Source organism: Caballeronia sp. KNU42 (assembly GCF_053760385.1).
Genome location: NZ_CM132388.1, coordinates 1,563,138 through 1,588,268, shown reverse-complemented (window position 1 = coordinate 1,588,268; position 25,131 = coordinate 1,563,138). Strand labels below are relative to the sequence as shown.

Genomic DNA, 25,131 nt, shown 5'->3' with positions numbered 1-25,131 from the left:
CCACTCGGGAATGCGTACGGCGTATTCCCGTTGCTTCAATCCACCCCGGCGGCTCAGCTAGTTATAAGACATGGTGAATGTCGCCAAAGCCCGCAGCGAACCGGGCGTTACGTCGCCCGTCCGGATATATTGCGCCGACAACGGCAACAGCAATGTGCCATTGGGCGAAACGCCAATTAGCCATTGATTCGTCACGCCCGGTCCCGCCGCATCCGGGCCGAACGACACCAGAACCTCTTTATCCTTCAAAATTTGAACGCCGACCCCTTTCGCTGTCGAATCAGGCGCTAGCGTCAAAACGTTTGAGCGATTCGACGGAGTGACGGCATCAGTGATGACAATCGAGACCTGCGCACCGCTCGCGCAAGCGAAACTCAGGTTGAACGTTTGTCGACCCGCAGTCGCTCCGATGCCACTTGATAGCGCGCGATTGGTGATGTTCGGGAGGGCAACTGCCAGCGCGTCAGTTTGGACTGAACACGTGGCGGTGCTCAACGTTCCTGTAGCGACCCCGGTGTAGAGTGGTGACTTGCCCCAAAGGCCCACGATCCCGAGCGTCTCGAGCGTTAGTTTTATGATCGGCACGCTTGACAAAGTGGCTGCGCCGGCTTTGACGGAGCCAACCACGACAAAGCTGGGGGTAACGTGCACGTCCTTATAAATGTATGGTCCGCCGAGGGGTCCACTAAAAGGACATTGCACCACCATCGCTCCATTGCTCATCGTTGAGCTAGCGGGCGTGCACTCGGATGAGGTGAACTGATATCTGATGCCCAACCCAGCGATACTTGTCTGGTAGACGTCCGTGAAGCCGGGGGCAAGCGCTGCTACCGTGCTGATATCGATAAGGCTCGTTCCGGATGTCGCTATCGGATTCACATTTGCGAAGTAGCAGTTGTTTTGAAATGTGTCAGCAGGAAGCGTACTTACGGTTAAGCCTATCGGCGCGTCCTTCGGGATGGATATGACACCGGCTACCAGCACCTTGCTGACATTGGTGACTTCGCATTTCATTTCAGCGCGTGCAGGCATCGAGAAATTCAGCGCAATTGCAAGTGCGATTGCTTGAAATAATAATCTGCGCGACCTCAAATCTTGTTTCGTGAGAGCACGAACAAGCTGTAAGCCCCACGCGCGCCATTTCCCGTTAGCCTTTATTGCCTCCCATCTGGATAGTGACATTGCGATTCTCTGATATGGAGGGCCAGTATTGTCAGCACAGGGGTTTCGTTCAAGAGCATGCGCGCCAATTTGCCGGATCGATGATTCCACTTATCTCCTGCAGATTGAAGTCCGCTGACCGCTGTGACGATGCAGTAGGTGGGTTGGATCGGTCAAGCGTGAACCTCGCAATATGGCATTTCGCTTTTGCACCGGCGCACCAGCTGTCAAAAGTCGAGAGAATAGTGGGTTCAGTCGTTTCTGGAATCTGTTTTTCGCGATGCTCTATTTGACCCCCACTGGCGCGGCGCCGACGGGTGATCTTAATTGCGGAGGAGATTGACGGGAAAGGATGTTCATTTCCTAAGCGGTAATCTGAGGCGCAAACTTATCGTGCAGTTAAGTGGCCCAGGCACCCGCACGTGGAGCGACCGGAAAGGGAGGGTGGCGAGCGACTTTTTCGGCGGATGCGTTAGTCGTAGCCTCAGAAACCCGGAACGTTTAAGCAAAAGTCGCGCGATCTGGCTGAAATGCCTTCAAGCTCGCTTTTGGTCGAGAAATCGCGCAGTTGATCACTGCGTGTCGGCCGTCGTCCTTGGGAACGTCAATCGGCGCGATCGGAAAGCCCAATTGCACGCTCTCAAAAATCTCGTTATAGTCTGCAAATGATTTTTTTCGCCCATCCCCTCTCGTTGTCCCTAGCTGGTGCGCCGCTACGCGCGCTACCGCTACTAGCGCGCCTACCGCGCTAAGCTTCCCGCCTTCCGTCTGCTCGTTCGTGGTTTTCGACGCCAGCGGTGGCGCGAACACCCGGATTCCGTATTGTTTTTCCCCACCGTTTTCAAAACTCTAAAACTCCCCACTGGAGCCCGACATGGCAGACAAACTGATCATTTTCGACACGACCTTGCGCGATGGCGAGCAATCCCCCGGCGCGTCGATGACGAAGGAAGAGAAGATCCGGATCGCGAAAGCGCTCGAACGGATGAAGGTCGATGTGATCGAAGCGGGCTTCGCCGCCAGCTCGAACGGCGATTTCGATGCAATCCACACCATTGCCGGCCTGATCAAGGACAGCACCATCTGCTCGCTGGCCCGCGCCAACGATAAAGACATCCAGCGCGCCGCCGACGCACTGAAGCCCGCCGATCACTTCCGCATCCATACGTTCATTGCGACCTCGGCGCTGCATATGGAAAAGAAGTTGCGCATGAGCGCGGATCAAGTGTACGAACAGGCACGTCTCGCCACGCGCTTCGCACGCAAGTTCACCGATGATGTCGAATTCTCGCCGGAAGACGGCAGCCGTTCCGATCTCGATTTCCTGTGCCGCGTGCTGGAAGCGGTGATCGATGAGGGTGCCACCATCATCAATATTCCCGATACCGTCGGCTATGCCGTGCCGGAAGGCTACGGCAACCTGATCAGGACCATCCGCGAACGCGTGCCGAACTCGGACAAGGCGGTCTGGTCCGTACATTGCCACGATGACCTCGGCATGGCGGTCGCGAATTCGCTGGCCGGTGTGCACATCGGCGGGGCGCGTCAGATCGAATGCACGATCAACGGCTTGGGCGAGCGCGCAGGCAATACGGCGCTGGAAGAAGTCGTGATGGCGATGAAAACGCGCAAGGATTACTACGGGCTGGAACTGGGTATCGATACAACGCATATCGTTCCGACCTCGAAGCTCGTCTCGCAGATCACCGGTTTTGTCGTGCAGCCGAACAAGGCGGTGGTCGGCGCGAACGCGTTCGCGCATGCCTCCGGCATTCACCAGGATGGCGTGCTCAAAGCGCGCGATACCTACGAAATCATGCGTGCTGAAGACGTGGGCTGGTCGACCAACAAGATCGTGCTTGGCAAGTTGTCGGGTCGTAACGCGTTCAAGCAGCGCCTGGAAGATCTCGGCGTGTCGCTGGAATCGGAAACGGATGTGAACGCCGCGTTCGTGCGCTTCAAGGAACTGGCGGACCGCAAGTCCGAGATCTTCGATGAAGACATCATGGCGATTGTCTCCGAAGAGTCCGCGGAAATGCAGGCGAAGGAAACGTTCCGCTTTGTGTCGCTGGCTCAACGCTCGGAAACGGGCGAGCAGCCGCATGCACGCGTGGTGTTTGCCGTCGATGGTATCGAAGTGCAGGGTGAATCGCGCGGCAATGGCCCGGTCGATGCCACGCTCCACGCGATCGAATCGAAGGTAACGAGCGGCGCCGAGCTGGTCCTGTATTCGGTGAACGCCATTACCACCGGCACGCAGGCTCAGGGCGAAGTGACCGTGCGTCTGTCGAAGAGCGGCCGGATCGTCAACGGCGTGGGCACGGACCCGGACATTGTGGCGGCATCGGCGAAGGCGTATCTCGCAGCGTTGAACAAGCTGCATTCAAAAGTTGAGAAGTTGAATCCGCAGCTTGGCTCAATTTGATTCGATTGAGTGAAGCGCATATCTGGCGCTTCATCGGTTAAAAACGGCTCTCGCCACAAGCGAGGGCCGTTTTTTATTGAGATGTAGATGTTCAGCGGACTCGACCATGTCATGGTGGATACATGTGATCTTGATGCGGCGAAAAGTGGTATGAATCGCCGCCCGGCGGGCCTTGCCGAGCCTCGTGGGGTCGATCCGGCCGACTGGGTTTACGGGCTTCCGGTCATGATGGCGGCGCAACTCTTAAGTCATTTTTAGGAATTATCTGATTACTCCTAGGCGGAGATCGCGGGATTGTGGCTCCACAGCGAAACAATAGCCGGCCCAGCCGGAGCTAAATTGCAAGCTGTATTTAACTTCTGGGAATTGGCCGATTTGTACTTGTTGTGTTAAACAACCTTCGGTGCGGGGAACGTCGTCATACCGATGATAATTGGTCAGGATTCCTATTAAATTAAGGAGACTTTCTCTACCATGACTCAAATCCAGCAGGCAACGGTTTCTCACCAGCTCCCAATTCCCATGCCCTGCGCCAAGCGGAGGTTGGCCGCATCATTCGCCTGTATATGCTTTGCATCGTCGGCGCATGCGCTCGTTATCAGCGACGACGTATTCACGCGAAACGGCGGTGATCTCGCCGATATCGGCGGGACAATCACGAAAGCAATGGAGCCGTTGCGCGCAGCGAGCGTCGAGCCGCGGTTTTTTTCCGTCGGTGATGTCGGAGGCTGTACGGCAACCTGGATAGGCGACACGCCTGATGGTGCATCGTCTGTTTTCCTGACCGCCGCACATTGCGAAGAAAACAACCCGGGTGGGAAGGTATCCGCGAACTTTGTCGACTGGGCAGGCCGAGTGGTTGCGTCAGGCACAGGTCCTTACGTGCTGGGCCCTTACCGCCAACCGATTCCCGCGGGCATGGGCGGCGCTTCCACGGATATCGCCATATTCACACTCCCCAAGAAGGCAAATATCCTCGACCGGGCGGGTGCACCCGTGCCACAGCCCGTGATTTACGACGGTGCCGCTGAACTGAACAAACAAGTATGGTTTGCAGGTTACGGTGTGTGGGGAGTCGGCTCCGCCGATAAGAACTATTGGCCGAGTTCCGGCTCCACCCGGGCCGCGGGCGCATCGAAGGTTGATCATTTCTTCGAGAGCGAGTTCGGTATAGGGGCGGGATTCAAGCCGAAGGCGGGTGGTGAATTCGCGGCTCGCATCTCCACTGGCGACAGTGGGTCTGCATGGTGGCAGCATCAAGACGGCGAATGGGTCATCATCGCGACGACAAATGGGGGTAACGGCACCGAGTCCACCGGTGCCCGGGTATCGAAATACGCCGGCTGGATTCGTTCTGTCTATCCTCAGGCCAGATTCTCTAGTGACCGGTACACCGTCACGAGCACAAAGGGCGTCACCACTTCGAACTTCGCGCTGAACGCAACGAAAGGCACCGTCGCCTATGTAGTCCCTTCGCAAGCAAATGCAATCGGACCGACCTCGCTGAAATGGGATGGCAGCTACCGGCCGACGATGGTGAAGGTCACGGCGCAAGACGAGTCGAATCGCACTGCATCCATCCACTTGAGGGCGCAACGAGACATTGGGTGCGGCCCTGGGTATCTGCAGGAAATGAATGCCGCGGTTTCATGCTATTCGAACCGTTCGGGTCCGCTGATTGTCACGTATCTCCCGGAAGACAACCCTGGTCTTGCTCATGGCACTTATACCGGCAGTTTCAAGGTCGAGGCGCGGGGTTGGGAGGATTCCGCCTATGCGCATGCGTTGCACATCAAAGTGAATATCTCCGTTAAATAATTTTTGGCGTAGCGGCGTTGAGCCGCTACAACTATTCATGACCTATTCGAATATGTATTTTCGCCGAAACAGCGGCGCGTTCGCCCTGTACGCTATCTCGCTGATTTTGGCCGGTTCGGTGGCCGGATGTTCTCCGGATACAAAGGAGTCCCAGCTTTCCTCCAAAAATTTGGATGCCCAAGGCGCAGCCAAAGCCGAACCGGCGTTGCGGGACGGTGCATTTCCTGGTGGCGGAGGTTTGGCTGGGGACCGCGGCCAGCTGGCTGGTTCTGCTGGACATCTTGCGCAGGGGGACATTGGCGCGGCCCGCGGTTTGAAAGCTACAGTGCCGGTGGCCGATGGTGTAACACTTCAGCCCTTCGGCCTCGTGCCGGAACCAGGGCAAGTACAGTGGCCTGGCGAAAAGACCCCTGCACCTGCGGTGGCGTCGACCAGGTCCCCGTTTCAGTGATTGGTGATTGAAAGAACGTTGGACCGGGCGACCTTCCTTGATCACCGCTAATGCGCCCAAGTCCGGTTCGGGGCGCGAGGCCGTTCGGTGCTCATTTCGCGGCAAATCGTTTCATAACCGTCATTCGATCTCGCCATGCCGGACTCTCGCGTGCCGTGCGTTCAAGCTGCCGGCATTCCACATGAATGCCGCGCTCGGGGGCGTCGGCGACGAATTTATCGATCACTTCGCGCACGTCCTGATCGATGAAATCGGCACGGCATGCGTCGATGATCACCGTCGCGTTGTCCGGTATCTGCCTCAGATGATGCGTGAGCGATACCTTCCCAAGAAACGACACGTCCTTGCGAAACGACAGCAGGAAGTGATCGTCGTGCCGCGCGATGGTGATCGGCCGCTGCAGGTTCGCATGAATCGCAAGTCCGATACTGCAAGCAATTCCCAACAGGATGCCGATCAGCAGATCGGTCGCGAGCACGCCCACGATCGTCACGACGAACGGCGCAAAGCGTTCGAATCCCTGCTTTGCAACGGCCGCGAATAATGAAGGTTTCGCCAGCTTCAGTCCCGTGAAGATCAGGATCGCGGCGAGGCACGCAAGCGGAATCAGGTTGATCACGGCCGTCAGCGCGAACACGCTCGCGAGCAGGAACACGCCATGAATGACAGCCGCCCAGCGGCTCTGCGCGCCTGCGTGGACATTGGCGGAACTGCGCACGATGACGGACGTGATCGGCAACGCGCCGATCGCACCCGCCATGATGTTGCCGATACCCTGCGCCTTGAGTTCGCGATCCGGATGCGCTGTGCGCTTCTTCGGATCGATCTGCTCGACGGCTTCAAGGCTCAGCAACGTCTCCAGGCTGGCGACGATGGCAAGCGTCATCGCAAGCCGCCAGACATCGGGATTGACGAGTTGTTCGAAGTTGGGCCAATCGAGCGCAGCGTTCAACGCGGCAAACGAGGCCAGCGACGGCAGCAATACGCGATGCTCCGCCGGCGGCGCAAAGCCGGGTGCAGCGAAGTCGAGCACCAGCGTGATCGCAATGCCGAGCATGACCACCGCAAGCGGTGCGGGCAGCAGGCGTACCAGCGTGAAGCGGCGCATCGCTTTCGTTTCCCAGGCGGTCAATATCGCAATGGAGAGCACGGCGACGGCGCACGCCGCGAGGGACATCGCGCCGAACGGCGTATCGAGTATGCCGGGGGAGTGCGCGGCAGCCTGGGCGCTGCCGTTGGCAAAACCGGCCGCAAGCGGCGCCTGCTTGATGATCAGCAGCAAGCCAATCGCCGCAAGCATGCCTTTGATCACCGATGACGGCACGTAGGCTGCGAAGCGTCCTGCTTTGAGCATGCCGAAACCGAACTGGATCACGCCCGCGAGCATCACGGCCATCAGGAAGGTCGAAAAACTGCCGAGCCTGGCGATGCCATCGACGACGATCACCACCAGTCCCGCCGCCGGCCCGCTCACGCTCAGCTGCGAACCGCTTAGCAGCGCCACGACCAGGCCGCCGATAATGCCCGACAGCAGGCCGGCAAACGGTTCGACGCCGGATGCGTTGGCGATGCCAAGGCATAGCGGCATCGCGACAAGAAAGACGACGGTGCCCGCGAACAGGTCGCGCGGGAAGGTTGCAAATGTTTCACGTAGGGTCATGAGCTTTTCTGGGCGCGAGTTGATCCACGCGATGCCGGGAAGGCATTGCATGGAGAAGGTTGATGCGTCGGATTAAGCGGCGGTGAGGCTAGTGACCAGCCATTTCGATCAAGCGCTGAGCCGCGCTGGGCATGGATTCGGGTTCCCACGCCGCTGTTACTTTTGCGGTTGCGTTCGAAGAGGCAGCGGGAGCGCTCGTGAAGCCGGCGTCGGTCTCGGCGGCATCTCCAGAAGAAAGCACCGTGATGCGGCCGTCGCGCAGGCCGAAGATCCAGCCGTGAACACGCGGTGGACGCTCGGCATCGCGCACGATGGACGTCGCACGCAGCGCATTCACTTGTTCGAGCACGCTCAGTTCCGCCAGCCGGTCGATGCGCGAATCCATCGTGCCGATCGCGTCGAGTTCGCTGCTGTGCGTACGCGCCAGCGCGCACAGCGGGGCAATGCGGCGGTTGACGTGGGGCAGGGCGTCGGACAAGGGCAGCAACGAAGCTCGCACGCCTCCGCAGCCGTAGTGTCCGCACACAATGACGTCGTCCACTTTCAACACGTTCACCGCGTATTCGAGGACGCTCATGGTGTTGTCATCGTCCGGTGAAAAGAGGTTCGCGATGTTGCGATGGACGAACAAATCACCGGGCTTCGAGTGCGTGATGGTTTCGGCCGGCACGCGGCTGTCGGAGCATCCAAGCCACAGCACGGTCGGACTTTGGCCCTGAGCCAGGGTGTCGAAGAAATCCGGGTCGCTGGCTGCGACCTCAGCCGCCCAGCCTACGTTTTCAAGCAGCATGCGTTTGGGTCGATTCATGGGTATCAGCTCCAAAAGCGTTAAAGGCACGACACTGCAACGGTCAAGTTATCGATGGAATTGGGCTTCCAGCGTCATTGCTGCGTCGCGATGTAACCTTACGAATTACTTTCTATGAAAAGGTTCCAGTCGTCCAGGCATAAAAAAATGCCGCTTTTCAGGGCGGCATTTTTTTTCGTCGACAAAAGATTTCTTCGGTGTTCACGAGGAAATCAGAAGAAATTCCGTTGATCGGGATCGTGCAGCGGGTCGGGCGTTTTTTGCGTCAGGCGCAGCGTGCCTTGGTCATCGAAGTAAAAGCTGTACATCATGTACCAGACGTTCGCTTCCATGTACCGGTACGTCCAGACCTCGCGTTTCATCAACGGGAAGTAGGACGTCTCCACCGGACGGCCGAAGTTGAGCAGCACGTCCTTGCGCGTCCAGGTGCCGATCTGCGCTTTATAGAACTCGTTTTCATCGAGGACCTGGCGCACGCTCACGATCTTTCCCGATGCATCGATATCCGCCGCCGTGGTCGTCTCGCCGAGCGGTTGCGTCGGCCACATCAGGCGGCGGCCGCCGTCCGGCAGGTCGTAGACCTCCCTCGGCGGTCCCAGCTTTGCCGTGATCGTGGACGAATCCGCGCCCGCCTGGTAGTTCTGCCATGGCTGTGCGCATGCCGTGAGCAGAAGGGCGAGTGCCATTGCCGCCGCGGGTTTTCGTATTGCCTTGCTCAACATTGAAGCCTCCTTCGTATTCGTATCCACGCGGTATCCACGATCGGCCGTGGGTTTTTCTACTGATTTGCGCGGCATTGGTTATTTTGACATGCAGGCTGAGTGGGTGGTTTTGATCGCGGTAGCGCGGTGTGTTTTTGCTGGCAAGTGCTTGCGCTTGGCCGGTGCTTGTATAGGAAACGCGCAGGCCCGGGTGGCTATTCCATTTACGTTCGGATTTTCCCGGCGGTTGCACGCAGCGTGCCGAACGCCCTATGATCCGCGATTCGCTACGCTGTCATTTATCCACGGATGGACTGTATGGGTCTCGGCCTTCGCTTGTTGCGCATGGTTTCTCTCAGGGCGAATAATCGGTGCCTGCCGGCAGGGTGGTTCAGGTTGCTCGGTCGCGCATCGGGCGCCGGAAAGCGGTTGGGTGGATCGTTGCTGGTGGCTTCATGCGTTGGCAGCACGCTTATTACTCCCGCTTGCGCGGCGGACGCTGCTTCCGGTTTGCCCGCCATTCGCATCGCGATGATCGAAGGCATGTCCGGTCCGTTCGCCAACGCGGGCGCAGCCGTCGAACGCAATCTGCGTTTTGGGGTGGAGCGCGTGAACGCGAACGGCGGCGTGACTTTGCCCGACGGCAAACACCCCTTGCAACTCGTCGTCCTCGACGGCAAGGGCAGCAGCGAAGCCAGCCTGGTGCAGTTGCGCGCGGCCATCGACCAGAATATTGGTTTCGTCATGCAGGGCAATAGTTCGGCGGTGGCTGCAGCGCTCATCGACGCAATCAACAAACAAAATGCTCGCGATCCGGAACATCGCGTGGTGTTTCTCAATTACTCCGCCGACGACCCCGCACTCACCAACGCGGATTGCAGCTTCTGGCATTTCCGCTTCGATGCCCACGCCGGCATGCGCATGAACGCGCTCGCCGATGTGATCCAGCACGATCAATCGGTAAAGAAAGTCTATTTGTTCAACCAGGACTACAGCTTTGGCCACGATGTCAGCCGTGAAGCCCAGCGTGCGCTGCAGGAGCGCCGTCCGGACATTTCGATCGTCGCCGATGAATTCATCCCCGCCGGCCGCGTGAAGGACTTCGCGCCGTACATTGCCAAGATCCGCGCAAGCGGCGCTGATGCGGTGATCACCGGCAACTGGGGCAACGACCTGACCCTGCTTGTCAAAGCCGCGCGCGAACAAGGGCTGGACACGCATTTCTACACGTTCTACGGCAACAGCCTGGGCGCGCCCGCCGCGCTGGGCGACGCCGGTGTAAAGCACGTCGTGGCGGTAGCCGATTGGCATCCGAACGCGGGCGGCACGGCGTCGGACGCTTATTACGAAGCGTTCCGCACCCGTTTCCCAGCGGCCGCCGATGATTACCTCTTCCTTCGCATGCCGCTGATGATCGAGATGCTCGCGCAAGGCATGGAGAAAGCGCACAGCGCCGACCCGGCCGCGGTCGCCCGGGCGCTGGAGGGCATGAAGCTGGACAAGGGATTCCAGGCGACAGAAATGCGCGCGGCTGATCATCAACTGATCCAGCCCCTTTACGTGATGGAAATGGACAAGGCGGGCTCGCCCGGCGTGCGTTTTGACAACGAAGGCTCGGGCTTCGGCTTTCGGACGCTGCTCAAGATCCCGGCGGCGCAGACCGCCATGCCAACCACGTGCCAGATGAAGCGCCCGGCGTCGTAAATGCGGCCAACTTGGGCCCAGGCCTATTGCGCCAAGTCAGCGGCTGTCCGGAACCGTTCGACGGCCAAAGTTGCTGTGCTATAATCCGCGACTTGCCGTACTCAGGGTTAGTGGAATTGTGGGTTGAAAGCCCGCTAAAAATGTTCTTCAAACCCTCCCGGCAAGGAAGTCCGAAGTCGATTTATCGGTTAGGTATCGACTGAGGAAAGATGTAGAAAACCCACGGCACGGCCCTTCTTCCGTGACCGCCTGTCCGTTTCAAAGGAAAATCAAATGTCTACCGTAGCAGTTGCTCATGCAAAGAAGTCCGACGTTGTCGCAGAATATGCGCGCGCCGCTAACGATACCGGATCGCCAGAAGTGCAAGTCGCACTGCTGACCACCCGTATCAACGAACTGACCGTTCACTTCAAGGCTCACACGAAGGATCACCACAGCCGCCGCGGCCTGCTGCGCATGGTGAGCCGCCGTCGTAAGCTGCTCGATTACCTCAAGGGCAAAGACGCTGACCGTTATCGCTCGCTGATCGAGAAGCTGGGCCTGCGTAAGTAAGCGGTCAGCGTTCACAACGAAATGCCTGTGTCAGTCTGCTGATACAGGCATTTTGTTTTTGAACGGCGCGTGAGTCATGGGCGCAGAAGTGAAAGTAGCGGGATAAGTAGCGGGAAATATCGAAGGCTTGGATTAAAGCCAACCCCGGATCGGCAGCCGATTCGACTACAGGACCGGGCCTCGCGGCAGAGCTTTGTGTCATTCCAGCGCGTCATGCGCATCGCGTGTCGTGTTGCGTTGGAATGACATACACCCCTCTTTTTGCGCGGTTCCGGTCATCGCTTGGCTTCGCCGTTTTTTGCTGTGTGCACGGATTTCGGATGCTCCGAAAATCCGCGACAACACGTCAGGAAACACGCGAGGCATAACGAAGAAGGAGTGAGTATGTTTAAAAAGATCGTCAAGGAATTCAAGTGGGGACAACACAACGTTCGCCTGGAAACAGGTGAAATCGCGCGCCAGGCAAGCGGCGCCGTGATCGTCGATGTGGAAGATACCGTAGTGCTCGCGACGGTTGTCGGCGCGAAGACGGCAAAGCCGGGCCAGGATTTCTTCCCGCTGACCGTCGACTATCTGGAAAAGACCTACGCAGCCGGCAAGATCCCGGGCGGTTTCTTCCGTCGCGAAGGCCGTCCGTCGGAAGGCGAAACGCTGATCTCGCGCCTGATCGACCGACCGCTGCGCCCGCTGTTCCCGGAAGGCTTCTATAACGAAGTGCAAGTGGTCATCCATGTGCTGTCGTTGAACCCCGATGTGCCTGCCGACATTCCCGCGCTGATCGGCGCGTCGGCAGCGCTGGCTATCTCCGGCTTGCCGTTCAACGGCCCGGTGGGTGCAGCACGCGTGGCCTATATCAACAACGAATACGTGTTGAACCCGACCCGTCCGCAAATGAAGGAATCGGCGCTTGACTTGATCGTCGCCGGCACGGAACGCGCGGTGTTGATGGTGGAATCGGAAGCGCAGCAATTGACTGAAGAAGTCATGCTGGGCGCCGTGGTGTTTGGTCACGACCAAATGCAAGTCGCTATCGACGCGATTCACGAACTGGTTGCCGAAGGTGGCAAGCCGGAGTGGGATTGGGCGCCGGCGCCGAAGAACGAGCCGCTGATCGCACGCGTGACGGAATTGGCACAAGCCGAATTGAACGCCGTGTACCAGATCCGCGACAAGTCGGCCCGCACCGCCAAGCTGAAGGAAGTCTACGCAGCGACGACCGCCAAGCTGACGGAAGACGCAGTGGCAGCGGGCCAGACGCCGGCTGACAAGGCGACCATCGGCAACCTGATGTTCGATATCGAAGCGAAGATCGTCCGTACGCAGATCCTGAACGGCGAACCGCGTATCGATGGCCGCGACACCCGCACCGTCCGTCCGATCGAAATCCGTACCGGCGTGCTGCCGCGTACCCACGGTTCGGCTTTGTTCACGCGCGGCGAAACGCAAGCGCTCGTGATCGCGACGCTGGGCACGAAGGGCGACGAACAGAACATCGACGCGCTCGAAGGCGAGTATCGCGAACGCTTCATGCTTCACTACAACATGCCTCCGTTCGCGACCGGCGAAACGGGTCGTGTCGGTTCGCCGAAGCGCCGTGAAATCGGTCACGGCCGTCTGGCCAAGCGTGCATTGGTGGCAGTGCTGCCGAGCGCCGACGAATTCGGCTACTCCATTCGCGTGGTATCGGAAATCACGGAATCGAACGGTTCCTCGTCGATGGCTTCGGTCTGCGGCGGCTGCCTCGCACTCATGGACGCCGGTGTGCCCATGAAGGCGCACGTCGCGGGTATCGCGATGGGCCTGATCCTGGAAGGCAACAAGTTTGCAGTGTTGACCGACATCCTCGGCGACGAAGATCACCTCGGCGACATGGACTTCAAGGTGGCGGGCACGGCGCAAGGCGTGACCGCACTGCAGATGGACATCAAGATCCAGGGCATCACGAAGGAAATCATGCAGGTCGCCCTCGCGCAGGCGAAGGAAGGCCGCATGCATATCCTCGGCAAGATGACGACTGCTGTTCCGGGTACGAACACGAACCTGTCGGACTACGCGCCGCGCATGATCACCATGAAGATCAATCCGGAGAAGATCCGCGACGTGATCGGCAAGGGCGGTTCGGTGATCCGTGCGTTGACCGAAGAAACCAACACGACCATCGATATTTCCGATGACGGCGTGGTGACCATCGCGAGCACGAGCAGCGAAGGCATGGCGGAAGCGAAGAAGCGCATTGAGAACATCACGGCTGAAGTGGAAGTGGGTCAGGTCTACGAAGGCCCGGTACTCAAATTGCTGGACTTCGGCGCGATCGTGAATATTCTTCCGGGTAAGGATGGTCTGCTGCACATCTCGGAAATCGTGAACGAGCGCATCAAGGACATCAACGACTACCTGAAGGAAGGCCAGATCGTGAAGGTCAAGGTCATTCAGACAGACGAAAAGGGTCGCGTGCGTTTGTCGGCGAAGGCTTTGTTGAACGAAGGCGGCGCGCCTATCGAACCGATCCAGCCGACGCAGCAGTAATGCGGTAAGTTCGGCGGTAAGTTCGGAAGGCCGGCGCGTGAAGTTTGCGCGCCGGCCGTTTTCGAATGTGAAGGTGTGTGTTGGTTTGAGCGTGATTCGATGTTATTGCGGGTTTCGGCTAAGTGAGCCCGCAATGCCATGGGGTTATGCATCGGTGAATCGGCGTTAAGCGATTGTGACTTGAAGGGAACAAGCAGATGAAAGCCATCGAAATCACCGAGTTCGGCGCGCCTGAGGTATTGAAGCTGGGCGAACGTCCTATGCCCGAGCCGAAGGCCGGCGAAGTGCTCATCAAGGTCGCGGCGTCGGGCGTGAATCGTCCGGACGTGTTCCAGCGCAAGGGCGGTTATGCGCCGCCGCCGGGTGCATCGGATCTGCCGGGGTTGGAGGTAGCCGGTGAAATCGTGCGCGGTGATTTTGACCCGAAGCACAACCCGTTTGGTCTGAAAGCCGGCGACCGCGTGTGCGCGCTGCTCGCGGGCGGCGGTTACGCCGAATACGCGTGCGCGCCGCTCGATCAATGCCTGCCGGTGCCGAAGGGGTTGACGGACATCGAGGCGGCGTCGCTGCCGGAAACGTTCTTTACGGTCTGGAGCAACGTGTTCGAACGTGCGCACTTGGGCAAGGGTGAGAACGGCGCCGAAGAAACGCTGCTGATTCAGGGCGGGTCTAGCGGTATCGGCGTGACGGCTATTCAGATTGCGAAGGCGCTGGGGCATCGCGTGTTCGTGACGGCAGGCAACGACGAGAAGTGTCAGGCGTGCGAAGAACTGGGCGCGGAACGCGCGATCAACTACAACACGGAAGATTTCGTCGATGTGGTCAAGTCGCTGACGAACGACCGTGGCGTGGATGTGATTCTCGATATGGTCGCCGGTGACTATCTTCCTCGCGAGCTGAAGGCGCTGGCCGACGGTGGCCGGGTGGTGGTCATCGCAACGCTGGGTGGCTCGAAGGCCGAGATTAATCTCAACGAAGTGCTGCGCCGCCGTCTGGTAATCACCGGCTCCACGTTGCGGCCACGCTCGGTCGCGTTCAAGGGCAGGGTCGCGGTGCAATTGAATACGCAGGTGTGGCCGGAAATCGAAGCGGGACGGATCAAGCCCGTCATTCACCAGGTTTTCCCCGCCGATCAGGCCGCCGCCGCTCATGCGTTGATGGAGAGCAGTACGCACATCGGCAAGATCATGCTGGACTGGAGCCAGGTCGCGTGATTACGGGTCCCGGCGCTGAAATGAGCGGCGGATCAGGTTTCGTCATTTGATCGGGTTGTTTAACCGCGTGTTTGACCGATTTCCGCCGGGCACAGTAAAATCGCATGTTGTGCTGAAGCGTTGCGTCCGAAAGTTCCATTTTTCTATTTCAATGATCGGCAGCCTCGCTGCTACGACGAGACAAATGCCGAAAGAACAAGCCAAACGCGCAAAGCTGGTGGTCGGTAACTGGAAGATGCACGGCCGTCTGGCTGAAAACGCCGTCTTGATGCAGGCAGTCGCCGCAGGCGCGGCGACGTTGCAGAAGGGCGTGCGCACAGCGGTTTGCGTGCCTGCGCCGTATCTTGCGCAGGCGCAGGCGCTGCTGGGCGGATCGGTGGTCGCCTGGGGCGCCCAGGACGTGTCGGCCCACACGCAGGGCGCCTATACAGGCGAGGTCGCGGCAGGCATGGCGGCGGATTTTGATGCAACATTCGCGATCGTTGGTCATTCGGAGCGGCGCGCCTATCATGGCGAGCATTCGGACCTGGTCGCGGTGAAGGCGCAGCGAGCGCTGGAAGCCGGGTTGACGCCTATCGTGTGTGTGGGTGAAACGCTGGAGCAGCGTGACAACGGTTTGACCGAACAAGTGGTCGGCACGCAACTGGAAGCGGTGTTGCTGGTGCTGAGCGAAGCGCAGGCGGCGAAGATTGTCGTGGCGTACGAGCCGGTCTGGGCGATCGGCACGGGAAAAAGCGCGACGACGGCGCAGGCGCAACAGGTTCACGCATTCCTGCGCGCGCAATTGGCGGGTAAGGGCGCGGCAGTGGCAGATGTGACGGTGTTGTACGGCGGCAGTGTCAAGCCGGAGAACGCGGAAGAGTTGTTCGCTCAACCGGACATCGACGGTGGATTGATTGGCGGCGCATCGCTGAAGTCGAACGATTTTCTTGCGATTTGTCAGGCGGCACAAAACGTTTCGGTTTAATCGCCGAGTTTAAGCTTTCGAAAATGTAAGCATTAAAGGCGTGACGCAACAGTGTCACGTGAACATTAAAGAGTCGGGTGAACGGAATGTTGTATTTAAAGACTTTGATTATCGTCGTCCAGTTGTTGTCGGCGTTTGGTGTTATTGGGCTGGTATTGTTGCAGCACGGCAAGGGCGCCGATATGGGCGCGGCCTTCGGTAGCGGGGCGTCGGGAAGCCTGTTCGGGGCGACCGGATCGGCCAACTTCCTGTCGCGTACAACAGCCGTGCTCGCGGCCGTGTTTTTTATCTCGACACTGACGCTGACGTACCTGGGCAGCTACAAGCCGGCCGCCTCCGCAGGCTTGCTGGGCGGGGCTGCAGTGACTGCGCCCGCAACCCATCCGGCGGTTGCAGCCGCTGGTTCGGCACCCGCTTCGGCGCCGGTTGCATCGTCGGGTCCTGGCTCTGACGTTCCGAAATAATTTTTCGCCTGGATCGCTTTTTGTGCGTTGAACAAACTGGTTAACCCGGTTATAATTTTGTTCTTGAAGCGATTTCCGGCAATAAGAAGTTGTTTTACCGGATTGCAAGACAGTGCCGACGTGGTGAAATTGGTAGACACGCTATCTTGAGGGGGTAGTGGCGAAAGCTGTGCGAGTTCGAGTCTCGCCGTCGGCACCAAAAGTTATCCAATGCCAGCCGCATGCATTGCTTCGGCTGGCATTGTCACTTCTGGCGAGTAGATTTGCTCAAGTTCTTCTGTGCAAGTTTCTCGGCTTTAGTTGAAAATCGGTTGGGCGGTCGTCCCAGCCGGCACACCAGATCAAACCGATTTGAGGATAGTCGTGAATCTCTCAGCCTATTATCCCGTCTTTCTGTTCCTCGTCGTAGGCACCGGTTTGGGTATCGCGCTGGTTAGCATCGGTAAGATCCTCGGTCCCAATAAGCCTGACACCGCAAAGAACGCACCTTACGAGTGCGGCTTCGAAGCATTCGAAGACGCGCGTATGAAGTTCGATGTGCGCTACTATCTCGTCGCTATTCTGTTCATTATTTTCGACCTCGAAACCGCGTTCCTGTTTCCGTGGGGCGTTGCCCTGCGCGACATCGGCTGGCCCGGTTTCTTGTCAATGATGGTTTTTCTGCTCGAGTTTCTGCTTGGTTTTGCCTACATCTGGAGAAAGGGTGGGCTGGACTGGGAGTAAGGGAGTATCGGGCGGTTTGAAGATCACCGGATTGCTGGGCGGCTATGGCTGGCTGCTCATCTGGAGTGAAGGCAAATGAGTATTGAAGGGGTCTTGAAGGAAGGGTTTGTCACCACCACGGCTGACAAGCTGATCAACTGGACGCGCACGGGTTCGCTATGGCCCATGACGTTCGGCTTGGCGTGTTGTGCGGTCGAGATGATGCATGCGGGCGCAGCCCGCTACGATCTGGACCGTTTCGGCGTCGTGTTTCGTCCGAGTCCGCGGCAGTCGGACGTGATGATCGTCGCCGGCACGCTGTGCAACAAGATGGCGCCGGCATTGCGCAAGGTCTACGACCAGATGGCCGAGCCGCGCTGGGTCATCTCCATGGGTTCGTGCGCCAACGGCGGTGGTTACTACCACTATTCGTATTCGGTTGTGCGCGGATGCGACCGCATTGTTCCGGTCGATGTCTACGTGCCCGGATGCCCGCCGACGGCTGAAGCGCTGGTGTATGGCGTGATTCAGTTGCAGGCGAAGATTCGCCGCACCAGCACCATCGCTCGCCAGTAATTGTCGTTTGGCCAAGTGCGTCGGCAAGTCCCGGCGCACGCGAGCACGGCAGTCAGCGTCGTTGAAGTCCCGGCATTGAAGTCCCTGAAGTCCCATTAAGCGTCACCAAGGCCAGAGCCTCCCCAATATGGCAAGCAAACTCGAGACCCTGAAAGCGAACCTCGAGGCGGCGTTCGGCGACCGCCTGCAAAGCATCACCGAGTCGCTCGGGCAACTGACCATCGTTGTCAAGGCAGCGAACTACGCCGACGTACTTCTCAAGCTGCGCGACGACCGTTCGCTCGGCTTCGAGCAACTCGTCGACCTGTGCGGCGTGGACTACTCCACGTACGGCGACGGCGCCTACGAAGGCCCGCGTTTCGCCGCTGTCCTCCATCTTCTTTCGATCGCGAACAACTGGCGCGTGCGCGTGCGCGTGTTCGCACCGGACGACGAAGTCCCCATCGTGCCGTCGGCTGTCGACGTCTGGTCGTCGGCGAACTGGTACGAGCGGGAAGCATTCGACCTGTTCGGTATCGTCTTCGAAGGCCACCCGGACTTGCGCCGCATTCTCACCGACTACGGTTTTATCGGCCATCCGTTTCGCAAGGACTTCCCGGTGTCGGGTTATGTCGAAATGCGTTACGACCCGGAAGAGAAGCGCGTCGTGTACCAGCCAGTGACGATCGAGCCGCGAGAAATCACGCCGCGCGTGATCCGCGAGGACCGCTATGGCGGTCTGAAACACTAAGAGAACGCCATGGCAGAGATCAAGAACTACACGCTCAATTTCGGTCCGCAACACCCGGCCGCGCACGGTGTGCTGCGCCTCGTGCTGGAACTGGACGGCGAAGTGATTCAGCGCGCCGATCCGCATATCGGGCTGCTGCACCGCGCGACTGAAAAACTCGCGGAATCGAAGACTTTCATTCAGTCCGTGCCGTACATGGACCGTCTCGACTATGTGTCGATGATGGTCAACGAGCACGGCTACGTGATGGCGATCGAGAAGCTGCTCGGTATCGACATTCCGGTTCGCGCGAAATATATCCGCGTGCTGTTCGACGAAATCACGCGCGTGCTGAACCACCTGATGTGGATCGGCTCGCACGCGCTCGACGTCGGCGCCATGGCGGTGTTTTTGTATGCGTTCCGCGAACGCGAAGACCTGATGGACGTGTACGAAGCTGTATCCGGCGCGCGGATGCACGCGGCATATTACCGTCCGGGCGGCGTGTATCGCGATCTGCCTGACGCAATGCCGCAATACAAAGCGTCGAAAATCCGTAATGCGAAGGCGTTGTCGAGGATGAACGAAACGCGCCAGGGTTCGTTGCTTGATTTCATCGATGACTTCTTTACGCGTTTTCCGAAGTGCGTAGACGAATACGAGACGCTGCTGACCGATAACCGTATCTGGAAGCAACGGCTGGTGGGCATCGGCGTGGTCAGTCCTGAGCGCGCATTGCAGCTCGGCATGACCGGCGCGATGCTGCGCGGCTCGGGCATTGAATGGGATTTGCGCAAGAAGCAGCCGTACGAAGTCTATGACCAACTGGACTTTGATATTCCGGTCGGCGTGAACGGCGACTGCTACGACCGTTATCTCGTGCGCGTGGAAGAAATGCGTCAGTCCACCCGCATCGCGAAACAATGTATTGACTGGCTTCGTAAGAATCCAGGCCCGGTGATGGTCGACAATCACAAAATTGCGCCGCCTTCGCGCGTGGGCATGAAGACCAACATGGAAGAGCTGATTCACCACTTCAAGCTCTTCACGGAAGGTTTTCACGTTCCCGAAGGCGAGACGTATGCGGCGGTCGAGCATCCGAAGGGCGAGTTCGGCATTTATCTGATCTCGGACGGTGCGAACAAGCCGTATCGCCTGAAGATTCGTGCTCCGGGTTATGCGCATCTTGCTTCACTCGACGAAATGGCTCGCGGTCACATGATTGCGGACGCGGTGACGATCATCGGCACGCAAGACATCGTGTTCGGTGAGATTGATCGCTGACATGCAGTCGCGAGCCAACTGCGCCGCATCACGCCGGCAAGCCCACGCGAAAGCGCTGGGCATGCCGGCGAACCAACAACAGCAGGACGCCAGGTCTGCCGCAAAAGAAGGGCGCGGCGGGTTTTCGTTCGGTAGGAACTGAAAGAGTCGTGTCTGAAATGATCTCAGCTGAAGGCCTGAAAGAAATCGATCGCGCGATCGCGAAATATCCCGTGGACCAGAAACAGTCCGCGGTGATGTCGGCGTTGACCGTCGCTCAGGAAGAGCACGGCTGGCTGTCGCCGGAACTGATGCAGTTCGTCGCCGATTACCTCAGCATGCCCGCCGTGGCCGTGCAGGAAGTGGCGACGTTCTACACCATGTACGAGACCTCGCCGGTCGGCAAGCACAAGATCACGCTCTGTACGAACCTGCCGTGCCAGCTCGGGCCCGACGGCGGCTCGGAAAGCGCGGCTGAATACCTGAAGCAAAAGCTCGGCATCGACTTTGGCGAAACCACCGCCGACGGCAAATTCACCTTGAAAGAAGGCGAATGTTTCGGTGCGTGCGGCGATGCGCCTGTGTTGCTCGTGAACAATCACCGTATGTGCAGTTTCATGAGTCGCGAGCGGATCGACACGCTCCTCGAGGAACTATCGAAATGACGTCTCTTCACGACCGCCACATCCAGCCCCTGATTCTCGCCGGTCTCAACGGCGACAACTGGCACCTCGAAGACTATGTGGCGCGCGGCGGTTATGCCCAGCTGCGCCGCATTCTCGAAGAAAAAATTCCGCAAGAACAGGTCATTGCCGACGTCAAGGCGTCAGGCTTGCGCGGCCGCGGCGGTGCGGGTTTCCCGACTGGCCTCAAGTGGAGCTTCATGCCGCGCCAGTTCCCGGGGCAGAAGTACCTCGTCTGCAATTCGGACGAAGGCGAGCCGGGCACGTTCAAGGACCGCGACATCCTGCGCTGGAATCCGCATTCGCTTATCGAAGGCATGGCTATCGGCGCGTATGCCATGGGCATCACGGTCGGCTACAACTATATTCACGGCGAGATTTTCGAGGTCTATCGGATCTTCGAACAGGCGCTTGAAGAAGCGCGTGCGGCCGGATACCTCGGTGCGAACATCCTGGGTTCGGGATTCTCGTTCGAACTGCATGCGCATCATGGTTACGGCGCGTATATCTGCGGCGAAGAAACCGCGTTGCTCGAGTCGCTGGAAGGCAAGAAAGGCCAGCCGCGCTTCAAGCCGCCGTTCCCGGCGAGCTTCGGTGTGTATGGCAAGCCGACCACGATCAACAACACCGAAACGTTCGCGGCCGTGCCATTTTTGCTGGCCATTGGCCCGCAGAAATATCTCGAGATCGGCAAGCCGAACAACGGTGGCACGAAGATTTTCTCGGTCGCCGGCGACGTCAATCGTCCGGGCAACTTCGAAGTGCCGCTGGGCACGTCGTTCGAGACCTTGCTCGAGTTGGCCGGTGGTGTGCGCGGCAAATCGGTGAAAGCGGTGATCCCGGGCGGATCGTCGGCGCCGGTGATTCCGGGCGACATCATGTTGAAGACCGACATGGACTACGACGCTATCGCGAAAGCCGGCTCCATGCTGGGTTCAGGCGCCGTGATCGTGATGAACGAAACGCGCTGCATGGTGCGCTCGCTGCTGCGTCTTTCGTATTTCTATTACGAAGAGTCGTGCGGTCAATGCACGCCTTGCCGTGAAGGCACGGGCTGGCTGTATCGCGTGGTCCATCGGATCGAACACGGACTCGGGCGCAAGGAAGACCTGGATCTGCTGAACTCGGTCGCCGAAAACATCATGGGCCGCACCATTTGTGCACTCGGCGACGCGGCGGCCATGCCGGTGCGCGGCATGCTGAAGCACTTCTGGGACGAATTTGAATATCACGTCGAGCATAAACATTGTCTCGTCGACGGACACGCGCATCATGCGCATACGTCCGAAGCGCTTACCGCGTGATCAGGCCAAGGACCATTCCCCATTATGGTTGAACTAGAAATCGACGGCAAAAGTGTAGAAGTGCCTGAAGGCAGCATGGTGATCCAGGCTGCGCATAAGGTCGATACATACATTCCTCACTTTTGCTATCACAAGAAGCTGTCGATCGCGGCGAACTGCCGGATGTGCCTGGTCGAAGTCGAGAAAATGCCGAAGGCGGTTCCCGCCTGCGCCACGCCGGTGTCGGCGGGCATGATCGTGCGCACGAAATCGGACAAGGCTGTGAAGGCGCAGCAGTCCGTGATGGAATTCCTGCTGATCAATCACCCGCTCGATTGCCCGATCTGCGATCAGGGCGGCGAATGTCAGTTGCAGGACTTGGCCGTGGGTTATGGCAAGTCGCAATCGCGCTACAACGAAGAAAAGCGCGTGGTGTTCCACAAGAACGTCGGACCGCTGATCTCGATGGAAGAGATGACGCGTTGCATCCACTGCACGCGTTGCGTCCGTTTTGGTCAGGAAGTGGCCGGCGTCATGGAACTCGGCATGCTGGGTCGTGGCGAGCATTCGGAAATCACGTCGTTCGTCGGTAAGACCGTGGACTCGGAACTGTCGGGCAACATGATCGACCTGTGCCCGGTCGGCGCGTTGACGAGCAAGCCGTTCCGCTACAGCGCCCGTACGTGGGAACTGTCGCGCCGCAAGTCGATCAGCCCGCACGATTCCGTCGGCGCGAACCTGGTCGTGCAAGTGAAGAACAACCGCGTGATGCGCGTTCTGCCGATGGAGAACGAAGCCATCAACGAATGCTGGATCTCGGACAAGGATCGCTTCTCGTATGAATCGCTGAACAGCGACGAACGTCTCACGCAGCCGATGTTGAAGCAGGGCGGCAAGTGGATCGAGACCGACTGGCAGACGGCGCTGGAATACGTGGCGAAGGGTATCAAGGGCATTACGGCCGATCACGGCGCGAATCAGATCGCTGCCCTGGCTACGCCGCATAGCACCGTCGAAGAACTGTATTTGCTGAAGCAATTGGCTGATGGCGTGGGTTCACCGAACGTCGACTTCCGTCTGCGTCAGAGCGACTTCTCGGCGCCGGTGTCGGACAGCGCGCCGTGGCTCGGCATGAAGATCGCAGACCTGACGAATATCGACACGGCGTTTGTCGTCGGTTCGTTCCTGCGTCGCGACCATCCGTTGTTCGCTGCACGCTTGCGTCAGGCCGCAAAGGGCGGGGCGATGCTCACGTTCCTGAACGCGACCAATGACGACTCGCTGATCCCGGCTGCGCATCGCGTGGTTGCGGCACCGTCGGAATGGCTCGACCGCCTCGGCAGTCTGGCTGCTGCGGTTGCCGAAGCACGTGGCGTCGCAGTGCCGGAAGCGTTCGCTTCACACGAAGCGTCGCCGGCGGCGAAAGACATTGCCGCGTCGTTGTCGGCAGGTGAGAAGCGCGTCGTGTTGCTCGGCAACAGCGCGGTTCAGCATCCGCAGTTTGCGCAGATCCAGGCCGTGTGCCAGTGGATCGCGGATAACACGGGCGCCACGCTGGGTTATCTGACGGAAGCGGCCAATACGGTTGGCGCACATCTTGTCGATGCACTGCCGGGTGAAGGCGGACTGAACGCACGCGAAGTATTCGAGCAGCCGCGCAAGGGTTATGTGCTGTTCAACGTCGAACCCGCATTCGATACCGCCAACCCTGCTCTTGCGTTCGCCGCATTGAAGCAGGCAGAAATGGTTGTCGCGTTGTCGGCGTTCAAGCACGGCGCAGACTACGCCGACGTGCTGCTGCCAATCGCACCGTTCACGGAAACGTCGGGCACGTTCGTCAACGCTGAAGGCACCGCGCAGACGTTCAACGGCGTGGTGCGTCCGCTGGGCGAAACGCGCCCCGGCTGGAAGGTGTTGCGCGTGCTGGGCAGCATCCTCGGCTTGAAGGGTTTCGAGTTCGATACCGCCGAAGAAGTCCGCGACGCCGCATTGGGCACGGGCGATCTGACATCGCGTCTGTCGAACAAGACGGACGTCGCCATCAAGGCTGTTGCAAAAGCGGCTGCACTGAAGGAAGGCAGCTACGAACGTCTCGCCGACACGCCGATCTATCACGCCGACGCATTGTCGCGCCGCGCTGAATCGCTGCATCTGACGGCTGCTGCGCGCGACGCAAACGTGGTTGCGCTGCCGACGTCGCTGTTCGAGAAACTCGGTCTGAACAATGGCGATGCAGTGCGTGTCGCCCAAGGTGATCTCACGGTGGTCCTGCCGGCGGTTCGCGACGCGAACCTGGCGGAAAGCGTGGTGCGCGTATCGGCGGGAACGTCGGCCGGTGCAGCGCTCGGGGCTCTGTTCGGTGAACTGGTAGTGGAGAAGGCGTAAATGGGCTTGTTCGATACGATCAACGCAGGCGGGACGCAGATTCTCGGCGTCGCCTGGCCGACGGTGTGGGCGTTAGTCCGCATTCTCGTGGTCTCGGTAGTGATCCTGCTGTGCGTGGCGTACCTGATTCTGTGGGAACGCAAGCTCATCGGCTGGATGCACGTGCGTCTCGGCCCGAATCGCGTGGGTCCGCTCGGGCTGTTGCAGCCGATCGCCGACGTGCTGAAGCTGTTGCTGAAGGAAGTGATTCAGCCGACGCAAGCCAACCGCTGGATCTACCTGATCGCGCCGATCATGACTGTCGTGCCCGCGTTCGCGGTGTGGGCGGTCATTCCGTTCCAGGCGAAAGCGGTGCTCGGCGATGTGAACGCCGGTCTGCTTTACGTGATGGCGGTGTCGTCCATCGGCGTGTACGGCGTGATTCTCGCCGGCTGGGCGTCGAACTCGAAGTACGCGTTCCTTGGCGCAATGCGCGCCGCAGCGCAGATGGTCTCGTACGAAATCTCGATGGGCTTCGCGCTCGTCGTCGTGCTGATGGTCACGGGCAGCCTGAATATGTCGGCCATCGTGGTGTCGCAAGAGCATGGCATCTTCGCAGGCTGGGGTATTAACTTCCTCTCGTGGAACTGGCTGCCGCTGCTGCCCATGTTCGTCGTGTACTTCGTGTCGGGCATTGCTGAAACGAACCGTCACCCGTTTGACGTGGTGGAAGGCGAGTCGGAAATTGTCGCGGGTCACATGATCGATTATTCGGGCATGGCGTTCGCGCTGTTCTTCCTGGCCGAGTACATCAACATGATCGTGATCTCGGCGATCGCCACCACGCTGTTCCTAGGCGGCTGGGACGCTCCGCTTGGTTTCCTGTCCTTCATCCCGGGCATTTTCTGGTTCGTGCTGAAGATCTTCTTCCTGCTGTCGGTGTTCATCTGGGCCCGTGCGACGTTCCCGCGTTATCGCTACGACCAGATCATGCGTCTCGGCTGGAAAATCTTTCTGCCGGTGTCGGTGGTGTGGGTGGTCGTGGTCGGGTTCTGGATCATGTCGCCGCTGAACATCTGGAAATAATGGGCGGATGAAAA

Annotated in this window: 22 protein-coding genes and 1 tRNA gene; 19 read left to right on the top strand and 4 right to left on the bottom strand. The window is 59.1% G+C overall.

What is annotated here, in order from left to right; translation table 11 throughout:
* Positions 1 to 57 precede the first annotated feature (57 nt).
* Positions 58 to 1,182 carry a fimbrial protein gene (locus ACSOSP_RS07040; protein WP_455310297.1) on the bottom strand — a complete coding sequence of 375 codons (1,125 nt, stop codon included), beginning with the start codon at positions 1,180 to 1,182 and terminating at the stop codon, positions 58 to 60.
* Between the two features lie 853 nt (positions 1,183 to 2,035).
* Between ACSOSP_RS07040 and ACSOSP_RS07035 the strand changes: the two genes are divergently transcribed.
* From ACSOSP_RS07035 to ACSOSP_RS07020, 4 genes are all read left to right on the top strand, one after another.
* Positions 2,036 to 3,586 (top strand): 2-isopropylmalate synthase, encoded by a 1,551-nt coding sequence (locus tag ACSOSP_RS07035; RefSeq protein ID WP_455310296.1) that lies wholly within the window; start codon positions 2,036 to 2,038, stop codon positions 3,584 to 3,586.
* A gap of 87 nt (positions 3,587 to 3,673) precedes the next feature.
* A complete protein-coding gene (locus ACSOSP_RS07030) occupies positions 3,674 to 3,844 on the top strand; it encodes a hypothetical protein (RefSeq protein WP_455310295.1) in 171 nt (56 codons plus the stop codon).
* Between the two features lie 216 nt (positions 3,845 to 4,060).
* Positions 4,061 to 5,404: a trypsin-like serine peptidase gene (locus ACSOSP_RS07025; RefSeq protein WP_455310293.1), complete on the top strand. Its 1,344-nt coding sequence runs from the start codon at positions 4,061 to 4,063 to the stop codon at positions 5,402 to 5,404.
* Between the two features lie 37 nt (positions 5,405 to 5,441).
* Positions 5,442 to 5,855: a hypothetical protein gene (locus tag ACSOSP_RS07020; protein WP_455310292.1), complete on the top strand. Its 414-nt coding sequence runs from the start codon at positions 5,442 to 5,444 to the stop codon at positions 5,853 to 5,855.
* A 91-nt stretch (positions 5,856 to 5,946) separates the two neighbouring features.
* On the opposite strand, the gene ACSOSP_RS07015 is transcribed toward ACSOSP_RS07020, so the two are convergent.
* From ACSOSP_RS07015 to ACSOSP_RS07005, 3 genes are all read right to left on the bottom strand, one after another.
* The gene (locus ACSOSP_RS07015) at positions 5,947 to 7,515 is read right to left on the bottom strand and encodes a SulP family inorganic anion transporter (RefSeq protein ID WP_455310291.1); all 1,569 of its coding nucleotides are present in this window, start codon (positions 7,513 to 7,515) and stop codon (positions 5,947 to 5,949) included.
* An 88-nt stretch (positions 7,516 to 7,603) separates the two neighbouring features.
* Entirely contained in the window at positions 7,604 to 8,323 is a 720-nt protein-coding gene (locus ACSOSP_RS07010) for a carbonic anhydrase (protein ID WP_455310290.1), read from the bottom strand.
* A gap of 212 nt (positions 8,324 to 8,535) precedes the next feature.
* Positions 8,536 to 9,045 (bottom strand): hypothetical protein, encoded by a 510-nt coding sequence (locus ACSOSP_RS07005; protein ID WP_031360661.1) that lies wholly within the window; start codon positions 9,043 to 9,045, stop codon positions 8,536 to 8,538.
* Between the two features lie 426 nt (positions 9,046 to 9,471).
* On the opposite strand from ACSOSP_RS07005, the gene ACSOSP_RS07000 reads away from it, so the two are divergent.
* The 15 genes from ACSOSP_RS07000 (at position 9,472) to nuoH (ending at position 25,117) form a co-directional block, all read left to right on the top strand.
* On the top strand, positions 9,472 to 10,728 hold the full coding sequence (locus tag ACSOSP_RS07000) for a branched-chain amino acid ABC transporter substrate-binding protein (protein ID WP_455310289.1): 1,257 nt from the start codon (positions 9,472 to 9,474) through the stop codon (positions 10,726 to 10,728).
* Positions 10,729 to 11,001: 273 nt separating this feature from the next.
* Positions 11,002 to 11,280 (top strand): 30S ribosomal protein S15, encoded by a 279-nt coding sequence (rpsO, locus tag ACSOSP_RS06995; RefSeq protein WP_165092061.1) that lies wholly within the window; start codon positions 11,002 to 11,004, stop codon positions 11,278 to 11,280.
* Between the two features lie 378 nt (positions 11,281 to 11,658).
* On the top strand, positions 11,659 to 13,806 hold the full coding sequence (gene pnp, locus ACSOSP_RS06990) for a polyribonucleotide nucleotidyltransferase (RefSeq protein WP_455310287.1): 2,148 nt from the start codon (positions 11,659 to 11,661) through the stop codon (positions 13,804 to 13,806).
* A 197-nt stretch (positions 13,807 to 14,003) separates the two neighbouring features.
* Positions 14,004 to 15,020, top strand: coding sequence for an NAD(P)H-quinone oxidoreductase (locus ACSOSP_RS06985; RefSeq protein ID WP_455310286.1), 1,017 nt, complete (start codon positions 14,004 to 14,006; stop codon positions 15,018 to 15,020).
* A gap of 184 nt (positions 15,021 to 15,204) precedes the next feature.
* A complete protein-coding gene (gene tpiA / locus ACSOSP_RS06980; RefSeq protein WP_455310285.1) occupies positions 15,205 to 15,987 on the top strand; it encodes a triose-phosphate isomerase in 783 nt (260 codons plus the stop codon).
* 86 nt (positions 15,988 to 16,073) lie between these two features.
* Positions 16,074 to 16,451 (top strand): preprotein translocase subunit SecG, encoded by a 378-nt coding sequence (gene secG, locus ACSOSP_RS06975; RefSeq protein WP_455310284.1) that lies wholly within the window; start codon positions 16,074 to 16,076, stop codon positions 16,449 to 16,451.
* 114 nt (positions 16,452 to 16,565) lie between these two features.
* Positions 16,566 to 16,650: transfer RNA gene (locus ACSOSP_RS06970), tRNA-Leu, on the top strand.
* A gap of 164 nt (positions 16,651 to 16,814) precedes the next feature.
* Positions 16,815 to 17,174 carry an NADH-quinone oxidoreductase subunit A gene (locus tag ACSOSP_RS06965; RefSeq protein ID WP_031360668.1) on the top strand — a complete coding sequence of 120 codons (360 nt, stop codon included), beginning with the start codon at positions 16,815 to 16,817 and terminating at the stop codon, positions 17,172 to 17,174.
* 75 nt (positions 17,175 to 17,249) lie between these two features.
* Complete coding sequence (locus ACSOSP_RS06960) at positions 17,250 to 17,729, top strand: NuoB/complex I 20 kDa subunit family protein (RefSeq protein ID WP_027819582.1); 480 nt, start codon at positions 17,250 to 17,252, stop codon at positions 17,727 to 17,729.
* A gap of 127 nt (positions 17,730 to 17,856) precedes the next feature.
* Complete coding sequence (locus ACSOSP_RS06955) at positions 17,857 to 18,459, top strand: NADH-quinone oxidoreductase subunit C (protein WP_455310282.1); 603 nt, start codon at positions 17,857 to 17,859, stop codon at positions 18,457 to 18,459.
* A gap of 9 nt (positions 18,460 to 18,468) precedes the next feature.
* Entirely contained in the window at positions 18,469 to 19,722 is a 1,254-nt protein-coding gene (locus ACSOSP_RS06950) for an NADH-quinone oxidoreductase subunit D (RefSeq protein WP_455310281.1), read from the top strand.
* 158 nt (positions 19,723 to 19,880) lie between these two features.
* Positions 19,881 to 20,366 (top strand): NADH-quinone oxidoreductase subunit NuoE, encoded by a 486-nt coding sequence (gene nuoE / locus ACSOSP_RS06945; protein WP_455310871.1) that lies wholly within the window; start codon positions 19,881 to 19,883, stop codon positions 20,364 to 20,366.
* The gene (gene nuoF, locus ACSOSP_RS06940; protein WP_455310280.1) at positions 20,363 to 21,688 is read left to right on the top strand and encodes an NADH-quinone oxidoreductase subunit NuoF; all 1,326 of its coding nucleotides are present in this window, start codon (positions 20,363 to 20,365) and stop codon (positions 21,686 to 21,688) included. The genes nuoE and nuoF overlap by 4 nt, the downstream gene beginning before the upstream one ends.
* A 24-nt stretch (positions 21,689 to 21,712) precedes the next feature.
* On the top strand, positions 21,713 to 24,052 hold the full coding sequence (gene nuoG, locus ACSOSP_RS06935) for an NADH-quinone oxidoreductase subunit NuoG (RefSeq protein WP_455310279.1): 2,340 nt from the start codon (positions 21,713 to 21,715) through the stop codon (positions 24,050 to 24,052).
* Positions 24,053 to 25,117 (top strand): NADH-quinone oxidoreductase subunit NuoH, encoded by a 1,065-nt coding sequence (gene nuoH / locus ACSOSP_RS06930; RefSeq protein WP_455310277.1) that lies wholly within the window; start codon positions 24,053 to 24,055, stop codon positions 25,115 to 25,117.
* Positions 25,118 to 25,131: the final 14 nt, after the last annotated feature.

What these genes read in the sequence shown, in the direction of transcription:
- nuoE (WP_455310871.1), top strand. Translation starts at nt 19,881, where the DNA reads ATGATCTCAGCTGAAGGCCTGAAAGAAATCGATCGCGCGATCGCGAAA.
- tpiA (WP_455310285.1), top strand. Translation starts at nt 15,205, where the DNA reads ATGCCGAAAGAACAAGCCAAACGCGCAAAGCTGGTGGTCGGTAACTGG.
- ACSOSP_RS06985 (WP_455310286.1), top strand. Translation starts at nt 14,004, where the DNA reads ATGAAAGCCATCGAAATCACCGAGTTCGGCGCGCCTGAGGTATTGAAG.
- rpsO (WP_165092061.1), top strand. Translation starts at nt 11,002, where the DNA reads ATGTCTACCGTAGCAGTTGCTCATGCAAAGAAGTCCGACGTTGTCGCA.
- secG (WP_455310284.1), top strand. Translation starts at nt 16,074, where the DNA reads ATGTTGTATTTAAAGACTTTGATTATCGTCGTCCAGTTGTTGTCGGCG.
- ACSOSP_RS07020 (WP_455310292.1), top strand. Translation starts at nt 5,442, where the DNA reads ATGACCTATTCGAATATGTATTTTCGCCGAAACAGCGGCGCGTTCGCC.
- ACSOSP_RS07025 (WP_455310293.1), top strand. Translation starts at nt 4,061, where the DNA reads ATGACTCAAATCCAGCAGGCAACGGTTTCTCACCAGCTCCCAATTCCC.
- ACSOSP_RS07015 (WP_455310291.1), bottom strand. Translation starts at nt 7,515, where the DNA reads ATGACCCTACGTGAAACATTTGCAACCTTCCCGCGCGACCTGTTCGCG.
- ACSOSP_RS07030 (WP_455310295.1), top strand. Translation starts at nt 3,674, where the DNA reads ATGTTCAGCGGACTCGACCATGTCATGGTGGATACATGTGATCTTGAT.
- ACSOSP_RS06960 (WP_027819582.1), top strand. Translation starts at nt 17,250, where the DNA reads ATGAGTATTGAAGGGGTCTTGAAGGAAGGGTTTGTCACCACCACGGCT.
- ACSOSP_RS07040 (WP_455310297.1), bottom strand. Translation starts at nt 1,182, where the DNA reads ATGTCACTATCCAGATGGGAGGCAATAAAGGCTAACGGGAAATGGCGC.
- nuoH (WP_455310277.1), top strand. Translation starts at nt 24,053, where the DNA reads ATGGGCTTGTTCGATACGATCAACGCAGGCGGGACGCAGATTCTCGGC.
- ACSOSP_RS07035 (WP_455310296.1), top strand. Translation starts at nt 2,036, where the DNA reads ATGGCAGACAAACTGATCATTTTCGACACGACCTTGCGCGATGGCGAG.
- ACSOSP_RS06950 (WP_455310281.1), top strand. Translation starts at nt 18,469, where the DNA reads ATGGCAGAGATCAAGAACTACACGCTCAATTTCGGTCCGCAACACCCG.
- nuoG (WP_455310279.1), top strand. Translation starts at nt 21,713, where the DNA reads ATGGTTGAACTAGAAATCGACGGCAAAAGTGTAGAAGTGCCTGAAGGC.
- ACSOSP_RS06955 (WP_455310282.1), top strand. Translation starts at nt 17,857, where the DNA reads ATGGCAAGCAAACTCGAGACCCTGAAAGCGAACCTCGAGGCGGCGTTC.
- nuoF (WP_455310280.1), top strand. Translation starts at nt 20,363, where the DNA reads ATGACGTCTCTTCACGACCGCCACATCCAGCCCCTGATTCTCGCCGGT.
- ACSOSP_RS07005 (WP_031360661.1), bottom strand. Translation starts at nt 9,045, where the DNA reads ATGTTGAGCAAGGCAATACGAAAACCCGCGGCGGCAATGGCACTCGCC.
- ACSOSP_RS07010 (WP_455310290.1), bottom strand. Translation starts at nt 8,323, where the DNA reads ATGAATCGACCCAAACGCATGCTGCTTGAAAACGTAGGCTGGGCGGCT.